12 protein-coding genes are annotated in these 14,444 nt (G+C 59.9%); 7 read left to right on the top strand and 5 right to left on the bottom strand.

The features are described from left to right. The first annotated feature begins 41 nt into the window (after positions 1-41). Positions 42-1,481, top strand: coding sequence for an oxygen-independent coproporphyrinogen III oxidase (hemN, locus tag V7714_RS05535; protein ID WP_335708816.1), 1,440 nt, complete (start codon positions 42-44; stop codon positions 1,479-1,481). Between the two features lie 69 nt (positions 1,482-1,550). On the opposite strand, the gene V7714_RS05530 is transcribed toward hemN, so the two are convergent. The 5 genes from V7714_RS05530 to V7714_RS05510 form a co-directional block, all read right to left on the bottom strand. After that, positions 1,551-2,678, bottom strand: a complete 1,128-nt coding sequence (locus V7714_RS05530) for an aromatic ring-hydroxylating oxygenase subunit alpha (RefSeq protein WP_335708815.1) — start codon at positions 2,676-2,678, stop codon at positions 1,551-1,553. Between the two features lie 397 nt (positions 2,679-3,075). Next, complete coding sequence (locus tag V7714_RS05525) at positions 3,076-3,852, bottom strand: ferredoxin--NADP reductase (RefSeq protein WP_284196090.1); 777 nt, start codon at positions 3,850-3,852, stop codon at positions 3,076-3,078. 182 nt (positions 3,853-4,034) lie between these two features. Further along, positions 4,035-4,679 carry a thiol:disulfide interchange protein DsbA/DsbL gene (locus V7714_RS05520; protein WP_335708814.1) on the bottom strand — a complete coding sequence of 215 codons (645 nt, stop codon included), beginning with the start codon at positions 4,677-4,679 and terminating at the stop codon, positions 4,035-4,037. Between the two features lie 359 nt (positions 4,680-5,038). After that, positions 5,039-5,179, bottom strand: a complete 141-nt coding sequence (locus tag V7714_RS05515) for a hypothetical protein (protein ID WP_335708813.1) — start codon at positions 5,177-5,179, stop codon at positions 5,039-5,041. A gap of 326 nt (positions 5,180-5,505) precedes the next feature. After that, on the bottom strand, positions 5,506-6,129 hold the full coding sequence (locus V7714_RS05510; protein WP_335708812.1) for an HD domain-containing protein: 624 nt from the start codon (positions 6,127-6,129) through the stop codon (positions 5,506-5,508). Between the two features lie 843 nt (positions 6,130-6,972). On the opposite strand from V7714_RS05510, the gene flgA reads away from it, so the two are divergent. The 6 genes from flgA (at position 6,973) to V7714_RS05480 (ending at position 14,432) form a co-directional block, all read left to right on the top strand. Next, positions 6,973-7,653, top strand: coding sequence for a flagellar basal body P-ring formation chaperone FlgA (flgA, locus tag V7714_RS05505; RefSeq protein WP_335708811.1), 681 nt, complete (start codon positions 6,973-6,975; stop codon positions 7,651-7,653). A 95-nt stretch (positions 7,654-7,748) separates the two neighbouring features. Beyond that, the gene (locus tag V7714_RS05500) at positions 7,749-8,693 is read left to right on the top strand and encodes a bifunctional riboflavin kinase/FAD synthetase (RefSeq protein WP_335708810.1); all 945 of its coding nucleotides are present in this window, start codon (positions 7,749-7,751) and stop codon (positions 8,691-8,693) included. A 76-nt stretch (positions 8,694-8,769) separates the two neighbouring features. Beyond that, complete coding sequence (gene ileS / locus V7714_RS05495) at positions 8,770-11,640, top strand: isoleucine--tRNA ligase (protein ID WP_335708809.1); 2,871 nt, start codon at positions 8,770-8,772, stop codon at positions 11,638-11,640. Beyond that, positions 11,633-12,115: a signal peptidase II gene (lspA, locus tag V7714_RS05490; RefSeq protein ID WP_284196162.1), complete on the top strand. Its 483-nt coding sequence runs from the start codon at positions 11,633-11,635 to the stop codon at positions 12,113-12,115. The genes ileS and lspA overlap by 8 nt, the downstream gene beginning before the upstream one ends. A 16-nt stretch (positions 12,116-12,131) precedes the next feature. Beyond that, positions 12,132-13,067 (top strand): 4-hydroxy-3-methylbut-2-enyl diphosphate reductase, encoded by a 936-nt coding sequence (gene ispH / locus V7714_RS05485; RefSeq protein ID WP_442890543.1) that lies wholly within the window; start codon positions 12,132-12,134, stop codon positions 13,065-13,067. 318 nt (positions 13,068-13,385) lie between these two features. Then, positions 13,386-14,432, top strand: coding sequence for a porin (locus V7714_RS05480; RefSeq protein ID WP_335708808.1), 1,047 nt, complete (start codon positions 13,386-13,388; stop codon positions 14,430-14,432). Positions 14,433-14,444 lie beyond the last annotated feature (12 nt).

Raw genomic sequence — 14,444 nt, 5'->3', positions numbered from 1 at the left:
CAGGCAAACTGGCCGCACCTCATATCAACATGGTTGCCCGCATGAATGCGCCCGCCCCCACTGCCATCAAGCCGGCCCCAGCTGATTTTGATGTTCAAGGCCTGTGTTTCGACAAAAGCCTGATCGAGCGTCTGGCAGGTAATGGCCCACGCTACACCTCCTATCCCACGGCCGATCATTTCCATGCCGGTTTCGATGAAGCAGCCTACCGCGCAGAAGTGGCAAGGCAGTTCCCCGCAGGCCAGCAAGGCCCGCTGTCGCTCTACGTGCATATCCCCTTTTGCAATACGATCTGTTACTACTGCGGCTGCAATAAGATCATCACCAAGAACAAGGCACACGCCGAGGTGTACCTGGACTACCTCGACAAGGAGCTTGCCCTGCAAGCCCCCCTGTTCGCAGGCCGCGCCAAGGTGGAGCAGCTGCATTTCGGCGGCGGCACCCCCACCTTCCTCTCCGATGCCCAACTCGGCCGGCTGATGGGGCAACTTCGGGCCCATTTCGACTTTGCCCCCAAGGATGAGGGCGAATACTCGATAGAGATAGACCCACGCAAAGTCCAACCCGCCACCGTGGCACATCTGGGGAAGCTGGGCTTCAATCGCATGAGCCTGGGCGTGCAGGACTTCGATCCCGCCGTCCAGCGGGCCGTCAACCGCATCCAGAGCGAAGCCGAAACACTGGCAGTGATCGCAGCGGCCCGTGCACATGGCTTCAAGTCCATCTCCATCGACCTGATCTACGGCTTGCCATTGCAGACCGTACAGGGCTTCAGCGCCACACTGGACAAAGTGATCGCAGCCAGGCCGGATCGCCTTTCCATCTACAACTACGCGCATATGCCGCAGCTGTTCAAAACGCAGCGGCAGATCAACGAAGCCGACCTCCCAGCGCTCGATACCAAGCTCGATATCCTCAGCCTCGCCATCAGCAAACTCGCCGCCGCTGGCTACGTCTACGTTGGTATGGATCACTTTGCCCTGCCCGATGACGAACTGGCCATTGCCCAGCGCGCAGGCACCCTGCACCGCAACTTCCAGGGCTATTCCACCCGCGACGACATCGATCTACTCGCCCTGGGGGTCTCAGGCATCAGCAAGCTGGGCGCAAGCTACAGCCAGAATGTGCGCGGCACCGAGGAGTATTACGCCCTGCTGGATGCTGGCAAACTACCGCTGTTCAGAGGCATCGCCCTGAACGAAGATGACAGGCTGCGCCGTAGCCTGATACAGCAACTGATGTGTGATTTCGCACTCGACTTCGCCCAGCTGGAGGCGCATTGGGGTATTCGCTTCAAGGATTACTTTGCCGCCGAACAGCCAAAGCTGGCGGCCTTGGCCAATGACGGCCTGCTCAGCCTGGATGAACAGCGCCTGCAAGTACTGCCACGCGGCCGTCTGCTCATACGCAATATCGCCATGATATTCGACCGCCGCCTGCAGCAAGGCCAGCCCCTGCAACGCTATTCCAAAACCATCTGAGCTTGCCCCAAGACAAGGGCCGGTACCTTATCGGTACCGGCCCTTGGCACAACCCCATCACGGCAATACTTACAGGCGCATGGCAGGCATATGATCAGCCATCTCCCGCCGCATGAACTCATGGAAATGCAGCATGCCATCCTCCATCGGGCTCTGATAAGGGCCGAACTCGTCCCGGCCCTCCTTGTATAGCCGCTCCCTGCCCTCTTCCATGCGGCGGATAATCTCCATATCCTCTACCGCCGTCTCTTGGTAGGCCGCCTGCTCCGCCGCCATGAACTCCGGCTCGAACAAGGCCACTTCCTCAGGGTAATAGAACTCCACAATGTTCTTGTAGCGGCGAGGGCCATCCGGCAGCAAGGTCGAGATCACCAGCGTATGCGGATACCACTCCACCATCACATTGGGGTAATAGGTCAACCAGATGGCGCCATGCTTGGGCATCTGGCCACGGTTGAATGCCAGCACCTGCTTGTGCCACTCCGCATACGATTTCGAACCGGCCTTCGCCAAGGCATTGTTGATACCCACGGTCTGGACCGAATACCAGTCGGCAAACTCCCACTTCAGGTCATCGCACTCCACAAACCTGCCCAGGCCAGGGTGGAATGGATCCACGTGGTAGTCCTCCAGATAAACCTCGATAAAGGTCTTCCAGTTGCCCTCGTAAGTATCTACCTGCACGCTATGCAGCATGTAGTTGCTGAAATCCAGATCCTTGGCCACGCCCAGGTTCTTCAGGTCCGCCTCCACATCCCTGCCGCCCGTACCCAGCTCGAACAACATGCCATTCCAGGACTGTAGTCGGGTCTCAGGCAGATTCAGGCAGGGCTTTTCGGGAAAATGCGGCGCACCCAGCAGGGTGCCCTGGTTGTCATAGGTCCAACGATGCAAAGGGCAGACGATATGCGAGCTATTGCCGCGCCCATCCACCATCAAAGCCTGACGGTGGCGGCAGATGTTCGACAGCAGCTTGACGCCAGATTCGGTGCGCTTGAGCAAGCGCGAACGATCGTACATCTCCAGTACCTGATAGTCGCCCACATTGGGAACCATCAGCTCATGGCCGACATACTTTGGCGCCTGGGAGAACAGCGTTTCCTGTTCAAGCCGATAAAAATCCGGGTCAAAATAGACCGAGATAGGCAATTGCGCTTGAGCCGCGCGAAGCTGGTTGGATGAAGTCAGGTTGGACATATCCCACACCCCCAAGAGTCGGAGTTGGGCGCAATCCATCTATAGACGCGCCCCAACACCCGAAGGTCTAAGAACGTCTTGCCTTGATGGATTACGAGTCGGCAGGCATTGCGCCTAGCCGGAGACGAGCCCGCAAGCCCAACCTCCCTAGCCTCATGGCCCTTTGGGGCAAGCACCAGGCACGCTTTTCAGCGCCCTAATACCCGCGTTGGGCGAGGTGCCGCAACGCTATAAAACAAGGGCCGAATTCTCGCCCAATCCCCCCTCGCAGGCAAGTCATTTCTGTCAGAAAACTTGCTTACAGATTAGGGACATAGCACATCAGCAAACAGACAGCCATCAGCGCGCCACGGCCCACCCCACTGGCAGGCCGAGCGCTCAACGGCAAGCAGCCCAATTACTTCTCGACAAAGGCACGCTCAATCACATAGTCGCCAGGCACACCAATACGTGGCGAAACATGGAAGCCACGGGCATCCAGCAAGGCCGCCGTATCCTTCAGCATGCTCGGGCTGCCGCACATCATGGCACGGTCAGTTTCCGGGTTCAGTGGCGGCAGGCCCAAGTCCTCGCACAACTTGCCGTTCTCGATCAGATCGGTCAACCGGCCCTGGTTGCGGAACTCCTCGCGGGTCACGCTGGGGTAGTAGATCAACTTCTGCTGGATCACATCGCCAAAGAACTCATTCTTGGGCAACTCATTCTGGATGTAGTCGGCGTAAGCCAGCTCATTCACAAAGCGCACGCCATGGAACAGGATGACCTTCTCGAAATGCTCATAAGTCTCCGGATCCTTGATGATGGACATGAAAGGCGCCAAGCCAGTACCCGTGCCGAACAGGAACAGATTCTTGCCAGGCTTGAGGTCATGTATCACCAAGGTGCCCGTAGGCTTGCGGCTCACCAACAGCTCATCACCCACCTTCAAGTGCTGCAGGCGCGAGGTCAGCGGGCCATTGGGCACCTTGATGCTAAAGAACTCAAGGTGCTCTTCGTAGTTAGCGCTGGCAATCGAGTACGCCCGCATCAGGGGGCGCTCATTCACCTGCAGGCCTATCATCACAAAATGTCCATTCTCAAACCGCAGCCCAGGGTCACGGGTCGTGGTGAAGCTGAACAGGGTGTCGTTCCAGTGATGGACGCTCAGGACGCGTTCGGTAGCGATGGTGGACATGAGATGAGAACAGCTGTTAATTGGCAGACCGCGATTTTAGCAAAGTATTAGAACCTCCCTCTACACATTCAGGCATTTGCATCCAGCAGAATGGAATATAGGGGACGCCGCAACCTCAAGCCTCGCACGGGTCGTTGACACAGGCACGGCCAGCATGGCGCCGACCGTGCCCAGGCAGGCTCTTACTTCTTGCCGGCGCGCTCCTGCGCAATCAGCTTGTTCAAAATGGCAAACAGCTGCTGCTCGCCGCCGGCCTGGCTGACTGAAGTCGAATACTTGCCGTTAACGATAAAGGTCGGTACCCCATTGACGCGATAGTCACGGGTCATCTGCTTGGCACGGCCAATCTGGCTACCGATACCAAACGACTTGTAAGCCGCCTCAAACTGGGCGCGGTTGATACCGCGCTTGGCCACCCACTCAAACAGGGTCTTCTCGTCGCGCAGTTCTACCCGGCCACCATGGATGGCATCAAACACAGCACGCTGGTGCTGAGCCAGCAGGCCCATGGTACGCAGTGTCACAAACAGCTTGGTATGGCCTTCCATGTCCGAGCGGCCATCCCACATCACATGCTCGCGGCGCAGAACCACATCAGGGGGCAGACTCTTCTCCCAGGCCGCCACCGCAGGCTCCAGCGCACTGCAATGCGGGCAGCCAAACCAGAAAAACTCGATTACCTCGATCTTGCCAGGGGTAGCCACCGGCTGAGCCGCCGGCAACTTGGTTACCGGGCCAGCATGGTCGCCAGCGGCCAGGGCCGAGGCACCGATTACCGACAGGCCCAATGCCAACAAGGCACGGGCAAAAAGACGCTTGCTGTTCATACAGAGTGCTTTCTCATTGTTTGGATAGATCAGGCGGCCATTCAGCGGCCGCCATTGTAACTGTTGGAAATCTGAAGCTCATTCAAAAAAGAACATCAGCGCAACGCCCTCCACGCACCGTGCGACGTGGATTTCCGTCGCAGCAACGAGGGCGGGGGCTAAGTCTGAAGTCTGCTGTGACCCCGACGCCCAGCACGTGGACCCCTTGGCACCTGCCACTAACCAGCATCGCTAGACACATGCCAGCCACGGCGGTTCCCTATCAGCAAGGGCTCAGCCCCGGCACCACCAGCATTTCCTTAGGTTAACAGCCCCGTCAGATGCTTCAAATGCCAGGCTCAGCGGGTAGGCCGCAACTGTCAGCCAAAAACACCGAAGTTATTCAGAAAGGCCGCCATCGATCCGCCTATCAGCAACACCAGTATCAAGGCCGTACGTAGATTACGGCGCACCATGGCAGCCTGGTCTCGTTGCTTGTCGTTCATTTCCTGCTTGCTCATTGAATACCCCTTCATTGCCCGGATGCCCTACACCGCACAGATAACGGCAAAGCGCTACCGTGACGCCAGTAAAACAATACTTGTCTGAACACACCATGAAAATCGGCGAACCAGCCCAGTCGGCGCCGGCCCTGTTGGCGCAACGCACCGCAGATATCCCACGCTACTACGAAAGGCCAACAGCCCGCCATGAACCCATTCATTGGCAGATACTGGAGACCGGGTAAGGCACGGCAGCCCTGGCGCTGCATATCAGCACCGTCCGACCCCGCAGACCCAACCCTAGTCAGAACGGACACAGCATAAATCTTGAAGCAACTGCAAGGTCAAGCACCCAGCTGTAAAATGGCAGCCTGCAGGTTGGCCCGCGCCGGCGATTCCAGCCGCGTAAACAAAGCATCGGTCGCATAGATACGCGGCCGCGCCAGAAAACCCGCAAGCACAGCAGCACGCTTGGCCGCAAAAACAGCTGGCGCCACCCAGGCATACTCCAGCCTGATCTGCTGCTCGTACTGCGCAAAGCGCGATGCCTCTGCCCCCAGGATCGCCAGGTCGATATCCACCAGCAGCTTGGCATCCACCGTCAGGGGCAACACATCATGCCGGGTCGCCATGATCAACTGCACCACCCGCGCCACCGCCGCCCCATCCACGCCGGCCGCCAGCAAAGCCTCCCGCGCCCAAGCCGCGCTACGCGCCTCATTATCGCGGCTTTGCACATCATAGATGGCATCGTGAAACCACAAAGCCAACGCCACCTCCCCCGGCCGCTCAGCACAGGCAGAAACAGCTTCAAACAGCGCCAGGCACTCATCCAGGTGCTGCAAGGTATGGTAGGCGCGCTGAGCCTCCGCGTACCGCGCCAGCAATGCTGCCAACAAAGCCGCATCAGGCTCCGCCACCCCCACAGCCATCCAAGCATGACGCCAGCTTGCAATCCTATCCACCATACCCCATGCGCCACCTGCGGTTAAAAACACCACATCGTACCTCAGCTCGCCCAATTGGCCAGCCCGAGGAGGACGCTTTCCGAAAGCCCAGTTTCAAAACAAGACTGGCTGAACGTGAAAAATTTCGACACAGCACAATATTCAACGTACTGGAGCTCAATACCGGAAACTTGCATTTCGGCGTGTTCATCGAATTGAGTCATCTTCAACTCGGTTTAATTGGAACAATTCTTAACACGACTTCCTGTATACCCCCCACCTAAAACGCCAGCACATCATCGTTCGACACCACCACGGGCAATCTACCCGTGCGACTGCCTTCCGGCACATTGGCGCCAGCACCCGCATGGCCGTTGACTCCGTGTGGCCACTACAGCAGTGCCCGGCTTGACCAGCTTGCACACACCCGTGGCCGGGTTCAGTTCAATCGTGGTGGCGTCGCCCTTACGGTCCGCCAGGTTGCCTGTACTGCTAGGCGTGCCACTGCCCTCCGGTGTCGCCAGCTTCTGCACCCCGCAGCCCCAGGTGTATTGCTGCCAGATGTGGCCCAACTGCTCGCTGTCACGGTGGGCTTTGGCGAGGTCGACGCTGGTACGCTCTGACTCTCGCAGCATCGGGACAATATCATGGTTGTGTGTGCGGTATAGTCATAGCAGGCATCGCTGTACTTGCGATGTTGCCAAGTGCTTATCAAAAAAAGAAGAAAGTAGAAAATTGACTGGCAGACAGGCACGACCAGATTGCCGCGAAGTCCCAGCCCAAACCCAGGCAAACCCACGCCGACCTTGCGTTTCAGCCTCAGCGGTTCCACACTTGAAAACCCACCGTCATAGCTGCTCCGCGATGTACCGCTGCCTTATCCTGATACTGCTGAGTTGTTCCCTTGCTGCTGCCGATGCCCGGCAGGGCCTGGAGAGTCTGTACGAGGCGGCTAATCGTTACCTCACCACCCAGCTCGCCAGCCACGGCGATCGGGCTAGCTTTCAGTTGGGCAGGCTGGATAATCGGCTGACGCTAGCGCCCTGCCAGAAGATAGACGTGGAGTTGGCACAGGGCAACCGGCTGATGGGCAACACCAGCTTGCGGATACGCTGCAGCAAGGGCGCCAAGTGGACAGTCAACCTACCGGCCGCCATCGCCATACAGGCTGACTATTGGGTTGCTGCACGAGCCCTACCCTCGGGCCACGAGATTACCGAAACCGATATCGAGCGCCGCACCGGCGATCTATCCCAACTCCCCCCCACCGTGGTGGTCGACCATGTGCAAGCCGTCGGCCGCCATCTGGTCGGGGGCACACCTGCTGGCGCCCCTTTGCGTAGCGATCAGTTGCGCGCGCCCTTTGCCGTCAAGGTGAATGAATTCGTCAAGGTAGTGGCCGTCGGCAACGGCTTCGAGGTGGCCAGCGAGGGCCGCGCCATGGGCAATGCCAACGAAGGCCAGCAGGTCAGCGTCAAGATGATCAGCGGTGCCGTGGTGCAGGGTATCGCCCGCGCAGGCGGCACGGTCGAGATAAAGTACTGATTCTTGTTGCATTGCGCCATTCGCGCCTAGACCCCCAGCCCCCCCACAAGTAGAATTGCCGGTTCTTCCCACGGCGAGTGCATTCTCTCTACTCCATGCAGGTATTTCGCGGCGTCCCTTTTCATCAGGCCGGGCCTTGTGCCCTGACCATAGGCAACTTCGATGGCTTGCATCGCGGCCATCGTGCCATGCTTGATCGCCTGGTGGCCGAAGCACGCCGTGCCAACCTGCCGCCGGCCGTGCTCACCTTCGAGCCGCACCCGCGCGAGCTGTTTACCCCCGATGCGGCCCCAGCCCGCCTATCCAGCCTGCGAGAAAAGCTAGAGTTGCTGCGCGATGCCGGCATCGCCAGAGTCTATCTGGCCCACTTCAACCGGGGCTTTGCCTCGCTTTCCGCCGAGGCCTTCGCGGGCGAGATCGTGGCTAGGCAGATCGGAGCACGTTACGTGCTGGTGGGCGATGATTTCCGTTTTGGCAAAGGCCGTGCCGGCGACAACCGCCTGCTGGCCACCTATGGCCAACAATTTGGCTACCTGGCCGAAGCCATGCCCGAGATAGCCGTGGACGGCCGCCGCGCCTCCAGCACCGCCGTGCGCGAGGCCCTAGGCAGCGGCGACCTGGCGCTGGCCGAGCAGTTGCTGGGTCGCCCCTACCGCATCAGCGGCCGGGTGGTGCATGGCGCCAAGCTGGGGCGGCAGATAGGCTTTCCCACGGCCAATATCCAGGTCAAGCATAACCGCCCGCCCCTCACCGGCATCTTTGTCACCGAAGTCCACGGCGCGGCCGACCGGCCCCTGCTGGGCGCGGCCAGCCTGGGCAAGCGCCCGACGGTGGACGATAGCGGCCGGATCGCGCTGGAAGTCTACCTGCCCGATTTCAGCGGCGACCTGTACGGCCGCCATCTGCAGGTGGATTTTTTGCATAAGTTGCGTGACGAAGCCAAGTACGATGGCCTGGAACCCCTGATCGCCCAGATCAAGCTGGATGTGGAGAACGCCCGCGCCTTCTACCGCGAACGAATTAGCCTCCCCCGTCCGTGAGCGGGCGGGGGCGGCACGAATCACGCTGATCGGCGCAAAGCGCCGGCCAAGAGACTGAATTCATCGAGTTACCACCATGTCCGAACAAAGCAAATACCCAGTCAACCTGCTGGATACCCCCTTCCCCATGCGGGGCGATCTGGCACGCCGCGAGCCCGGCTTTCTGCAGCGCTGGCAAGACCAGAAGCTGTACCAGCGTATCCGCGCAGCCGCCCAGGGCCGACCCAAGTTCATCCTGCACGATGGCCCCCCCTATGCCAACGGCGATATCCACATCGGTCATGCCGTCAACAAGGTGCTGAAGGACATCATCGTCAAGACCAAGACCCTGTCGGGTTTTGATGCGCCCTATGTACCGGGCTGGGATTGCCATGGCCTGCCTATCGAGCATCAGATCGAAAAGCTGGTAAAGGGTGACAAGAAGGCCATCGAAGCCGCACCGGCCATCCACGCCAAGATCGTGGCCTTCCGCAAGGAAAACGGCCTGGACGAAAAAGCCACCCACCTGCCGGTCGATTTCGTCCGCACCCTGTGCCGCGAATACGCCGAGATCCAGATCGAGCGCCAGAAGAAGGACTTTGTCCGCCTCGGGGTGATTGGCGACTGGGCGCACCCCTACAAGACCATGGCCTTCGAGACCGAGGCCAACATCATCCGCACCCTGGGCGAGGTGCATCGCCAGGGCTATCTGGTCAAGGGCCAGAAGCCGGTGCACTGGTGCGTCGATTGCGGCTCCTCGCTGGCCGAGGCCGAGGTGGAGTACGAGGACAAGAACAGCCCCGCCATTGATGTTGCCTTCCCGGTAAAGGATACCGCCGCCCTGGCTGCCGCCTTTGGCTTGCCTGCTGATCGCATTGCCGGCGTGCCTGCCTATGCCGTGATCTGGACCACAACCCCCTGGACGCTGCCGGCGAACCGGGCAGTTTGCGTGCACCCCGAACTGACCTACGACCTGGTCGAAACCCCCAAGGGCCTGTTGATCCTGGTACGCGAACTGGCCGAAAGCGCCATCAAGCGATACGGTTTTGAATCGGTCGAGGTGGTGGCGCAGGCCCATGGCAGCAAGTTGGAACACCTGAAGCTGCAACACCCTTTCTATGAGCGTGAATCCTTCATCATCCTGGGCAACCACGTCACCACTGACGCCGGTACCGGCTTGGTGCATACCGCGCCCGCGCATGGCCTGGACGACTGGCTGGTCGGTCAGCATTACGGCCTGAGCGACGAGAACCCGGTGGGTAACGACGGCCGCTTCAAACCCGGTGTCGCCCTGTTCGAAGGCAAGTCAGTGTGGGAAGGCAACCCGCTGATCATCGACAACCTGGCCGCCAGCGAATTGCTGCTGGCCAATGTGCGCCTCAATCACAGCTACCCGCACTGCTGGCGCCACAAGACCCCCATCATCTTCCGTGCCACCGCCCAGTGGTTCATCAGCATGGAAAAACCCGGCCACGCCGGCCAGGCGCTGCGTGCCGTGGCACAGAAGGCGGTCGATGACACCGAGTTCTTCCCCGATTGGGGCCGCCCACGGCTGGAGTCCATGATCAACAACCGCCCGGACTGGTGCGTCTCGCGCCAGCGCAACTGGGGCACACCGATGACCTTCTTTGCCCACAAGGTGACCGGTGATCTGCACCCCCGTTCGCTGGAGTTGCTGGAAGCCGTTGCCAAGCGCGTGGAAACCGGCGGCATCAACGCCTGGTTCGCGCTCGACCCGGCTGAGCTGCTGGGCGACGAGGCCAAGGACTACGACAAGCTGAACGACACCCTGGACGTGTGGTTCGACTCCGGCTCCACCCACTTCGCCGTGCTGCGCCAACGGCCCGAACTGGCCTGGCCGGCAGATCTCTACCTGGAAGGCTCGGACCAGCATCGTGGCTGGTTCCAGTCGTCCCTGCTGACCGGTTGCGCCACCGAGGGCCGCGCCCCGTACAAGCAGTTGCTGACCCATGGCTTTACGGTGGACGGCAAGGGCGAGAAGATGTCCAAGTCCAAGGGCAATGTGGTTGCGCCGCAAAAGGTCATCGACCAGTATGGCGCCGACATGCTGCGCCTGTGGGCGGCCAGTACCGACTATTCGGGCGAGATGAGCATCTCGGACGAGATCCTCAAGCGCGTGGCCGACAGCTACCGCCGCGCCCGCAACACCCTGCGCTTTCTGCTGGCCAACCTCAGCGACTTCAATGCCGCAACCGACGCCATCGCCGTAGACCAGATGCTGACGCTGGATCGCTATGCACTGGTCATGGCACAGCAGTTCCAGGATGCCGTCACCGCCGACTATGGCCGCTACAGCTTCCACACGGCCATGCAGTCCGTCCACCACTATTGTGCAGACGACCTGGGCGGCTTCTACCTCGACATCCTGAAGGATCGCCTCTACACCACGGCCGCCAACAGCCCTGCCCGCCGCTCTGCCCAGACCGCCCTGTACCACATCACCCGCAGCCTTGCCCTGCTGCTGGCACCGGTACTCAGCTTCACGGCTGACGAGGTGTGGAGCACACTGGAAGGCAATAGCGACGACAACACCCTGCTGCACACCTGGTACACGCTGCCCCAACCTGCCGATGCGGCAGCACTGGCACGCGATTGGTCCGCCGTGCGCAGCGTAGTGGCACAGGCCAAGAAGGAGATGGAAGTCCTGCGCGAAGCCGGCAATATCGGCTCCAGCCTGCAGGCCGAGCTGACCATCACCGCCGATGCCCAGCTCTACCCCTTACTGGCTGCACTGGGCGACGATCTGAAATTCATCCTCATCGTCTCCAGCCTCAGCTTGGTCAGCGGCGACGAAACCCGTATCAGCGTGTCGCCCGCTACGGCCGCAAAATGCGAGCGCTGCTGGCACTATCGCAGCGACGTAGGCAGCCACACCGAGCACGGTAGCCTCTGCGGCCGCTGCATCAGCAACCTGTTTGGCTCGGGCGAGGTACGCAAGCATGCTTAAGCAAGGCATGGCGCGCTGGCTGCTGCTGGCTTTCATCATCATGGTGGTAGACCAGGCCACCAAGCTGGCCATTGAGTCGGCCTTCGAGTTCGGTGATGTCCTGCCCATCTTCAACGGCTTCAACCTGGTCCTGACCTACAACAAGGGCGCCGCCTTCAGCTTCCTGGCCACCGCCGGGGGCTGGCAGCGGCATTTCTTCACCTTGCTGGCGCTGGTCGTCTCGGTTGCCATTGTTGCCATGCTGCGCAAGCACCATGGCGAAACCCGCTTTGCCCTGGCGCTGTCGCTCATTCTCGGTGGCGCCGTAGGCAATCTGATAGACCGCCTGCTCTACGGCCACGTCATCGATTTCCTCGATGTCTACTGGGGCACCAGCCACTGGCCCGCCTTCAATATCGCCGACTCCGCCATCTGCGTCGGCGCCGTATTGATGGTGTTGGACAGTTTCAAGAAGCCGGCCGACCAGACCACCTGATCAAACAGGAATTGCCATGACCATCATGCAAATCGTACTCGCCAACCCACGTGGCTTCTGCGCTGGCGTAGACCGCGCCATCGCCATCGTCGAGCGCGCGCTGGATCAGTTCGGCGCCCCCATCTACGTCCGCCATGAAGTGGTGCACAACAAGTTCGTGGTGGAAGACCTCAAGCAGAAAGGCGCCATCTTCATCGAAGAGCTGGACGACGTGCCTGCTGGCGCCACCCTGATCTTCTCTGCCCACGGGGTATCCCAGGCAGTACGCCGCGAAGCAGAATCACGTGGCCTCAAGGTGTTTGATGCCACCTGCCCACTGGTGACCAAGGTACATATGGAGGTCAAGAAGCTGCGAGAGACAGGCTTCGAGATCATCATGATCGGCCACAAGGGCCACCCCGAGGTCGAGGGCACCATGGGGCAGTCCCAAGGCGGCATGTACCTGGTCGAAGACGCTGCCGATGTGGGCAGGCTGGCCGTGCAGGACGAAAGCCGGCTGGCCTACGTCACCCAGACCACCCTGAGCGTGGATGACGCCGCCGTGGTGGTGGATGCACTCAAGCAACGCTTCCCTGCCATCGTCGGCCCCAAGAAGGACGATATCTGCTACGCCACCCAAAATCGCCAGGATGCCGTCAAGAAGCTCTCCAGCCAGGCCGATGTAGTGGTGGTGGTCGGTTCCACCAATAGCTCCAACTCCAACCGCCTGCGCGAAGTGGCGGCCAACGCCGGCCTTGATGCCTATCTGGTCGACAATGCCAGCGAATTGCAGGCAGCCTGGTTTACCGGCAAGGCCCGCGTCGGCGTCTCCGCTGGCGCGTCAGCACCGGAAATACTGGTCAAGGAAGTCATTGCCCGTATTCAGGAATTCGGCGCTCAATCGGTAGAGGAAATGGAAGGCACGATTGAAGGCATTGTATTCTCTTTACCCAAGGGATTGAATGCCCAATAAATAGTGAATTACTGATATTCACCCCCTGTATACGCTGTCAACTATCTAATGTAGCTGTAGCGCGGACGCTACAAAGGCCGGTAATATTATTACCGGCCTTTTTATTAAACGCGCCAAATCCAGATATAAATACAGTCGCAACGCATTGTTTAAATTAAGAAAGTAGACATACCGACCAGTGTGTTTAGGCTGTAAGGTGAAATAGTTCCCTAACCGTTTTCCCTAATGCATTTATCCGCCACTCTCATCACAATGCGTTCGCCTGCCACGGGTGTGCTATTCGCCCTTGGCCTAACTTAGAAGAAAAGGAAATCCCGCATGAAATACGCTCGCATCGCTGCACTGGTTGCTGGTCTGTTTGCTGCTCCCGTACTGGTTCACGCCGACAACGCCAACGTTACCGTTTACGGTATCGCCCAAGCCGGCGTCAGCATCGTCAACAACGACGACGTCACCAAGACCATCATCGAAGACACCGGTTCGCGCATCGGCTTCAAGGGCGAAGAAGACCTGGGCAACGGCCTGAGCGCTTTCTTCAAGATCGAAAGCAAGGTTCGCCTTGACGACGCCAGCGCAAGCGGCTTCGCCAACCGCGAAGGCTGGCTTGGCCTGAAGGGCGACTTCGGTACCGTCAAGCTGGGTCGCGGCAAGACCTACTTCGACCTGGCCCAAGAGAACTTCGACGGCTTCAACGGTAACTCCACCATGATCAACAGCCTGTTGATCGATGGCGTCTACTACCGCTCCAGCAACAACATCGCCTACGAAACCCCCAACCTGGGTGGCTTCGTTGGTAAGCTGCAGTACGGCGACATGGAAGGCAAGACCAACAACGTGACCCCCTCGGCCCTGATCGGCTCGCTGGAGTACAACGTGGGCTCGCTGCAACTGATCGGCGCCTTTGAGTCGCAGCGCGATCTGGCTCCTATCGTTGCAGATGGCACCAAGCCTGTCATGGACGGCGCCCGCATCAAGAACTACCTGCTGGGCGCAGGCTACACCCTGCCAGCTGGTACCAACTTCAAGCTGGCCTATCGTCAGTCCAACTTCAGCCTGGGCCCAGTCGATACCGACCGTGACACCATCATCGGTGTGGTCAGCCAGCCTTTCGGCAATGCTACCGCCCGTATCGGCTACACCCACGTGGGCGATCTGGACGGTGTAGATAACTCCGGCGGCAACTACCTGGCCCTGGGCGTGGACTACGCCGTGTCCAAGCGCACCATCGTTTACACCGAATTCAGCCGCGCCACCAACGAGAAGAACAACGTCTCGCTGCTGGAAACCTCGGCTGGCCAAGGTGGCGCCGTCGGCACCAAGCGCAACAACAGCGCCTGGACCACTGGCATCATCCATCTGTTCTAAGCCCTACCCCGC

The organism is Chitinimonas sp. JJ19, assembly GCF_036961565.1.
GTDB lineage: Bacteria > Pseudomonadota > Gammaproteobacteria > Burkholderiales > Chitinimonadaceae > Chitinimonas.
This window is presented reverse-complemented; position numbering and strand designations above follow the sequence as displayed.

Bases quoted from the DNA above. Each gene is read 5' to 3' on its own strand.
- lspA (WP_284196162.1), top strand. From the start codon at position 11,633: ATGCTTAAGCAAGGCATGGCGCGCTGGCTGCTGCTGGCTTTCATCATC.
- V7714_RS05530 (WP_335708815.1), bottom strand. From the start codon at position 2,678: ATGTCCAACCTGACTTCATCCAACCAGCTTCGCGCGGCTCAAGCGCAA.
- hemN (WP_335708816.1), top strand. From the start codon at position 42: ATGAATGCGCCCGCCCCCACTGCCATCAAGCCGGCCCCAGCTGATTTT.
- V7714_RS05480 (WP_335708808.1), top strand. From the start codon at position 13,386: ATGAAATACGCTCGCATCGCTGCACTGGTTGCTGGTCTGTTTGCTGCT.
- ispH (WP_442890543.1), top strand. From the start codon at position 12,132: ATGACCATCATGCAAATCGTACTCGCCAACCCACGTGGCTTCTGCGCT.
- V7714_RS05520 (WP_335708814.1), bottom strand. From the start codon at position 4,679: ATGAACAGCAAGCGTCTTTTTGCCCGTGCCTTGTTGGCATTGGGCCTG.
- V7714_RS05510 (WP_335708812.1), bottom strand. From the start codon at position 6,129: ATGGTGGATAGGATTGCAAGCTGGCGTCATGCTTGGATGGCTGTGGGG.
- flgA (WP_335708811.1), top strand. From the start codon at position 6,973: ATGTACCGCTGCCTTATCCTGATACTGCTGAGTTGTTCCCTTGCTGCT.
- V7714_RS05515 (WP_335708813.1), bottom strand. From the start codon at position 5,179: ATGAGCAAGCAGGAAATGAACGACAAGCAACGAGACCAGGCTGCCATG.
- ileS (WP_335708809.1), top strand. From the start codon at position 8,770: ATGTCCGAACAAAGCAAATACCCAGTCAACCTGCTGGATACCCCCTTC.
- V7714_RS05500 (WP_335708810.1), top strand. From the start codon at position 7,749: ATGCAGGTATTTCGCGGCGTCCCTTTTCATCAGGCCGGGCCTTGTGCC.
- V7714_RS05525 (WP_284196090.1), bottom strand. From the start codon at position 3,852: ATGTCCACCATCGCTACCGAACGCGTCCTGAGCGTCCATCACTGGAAC.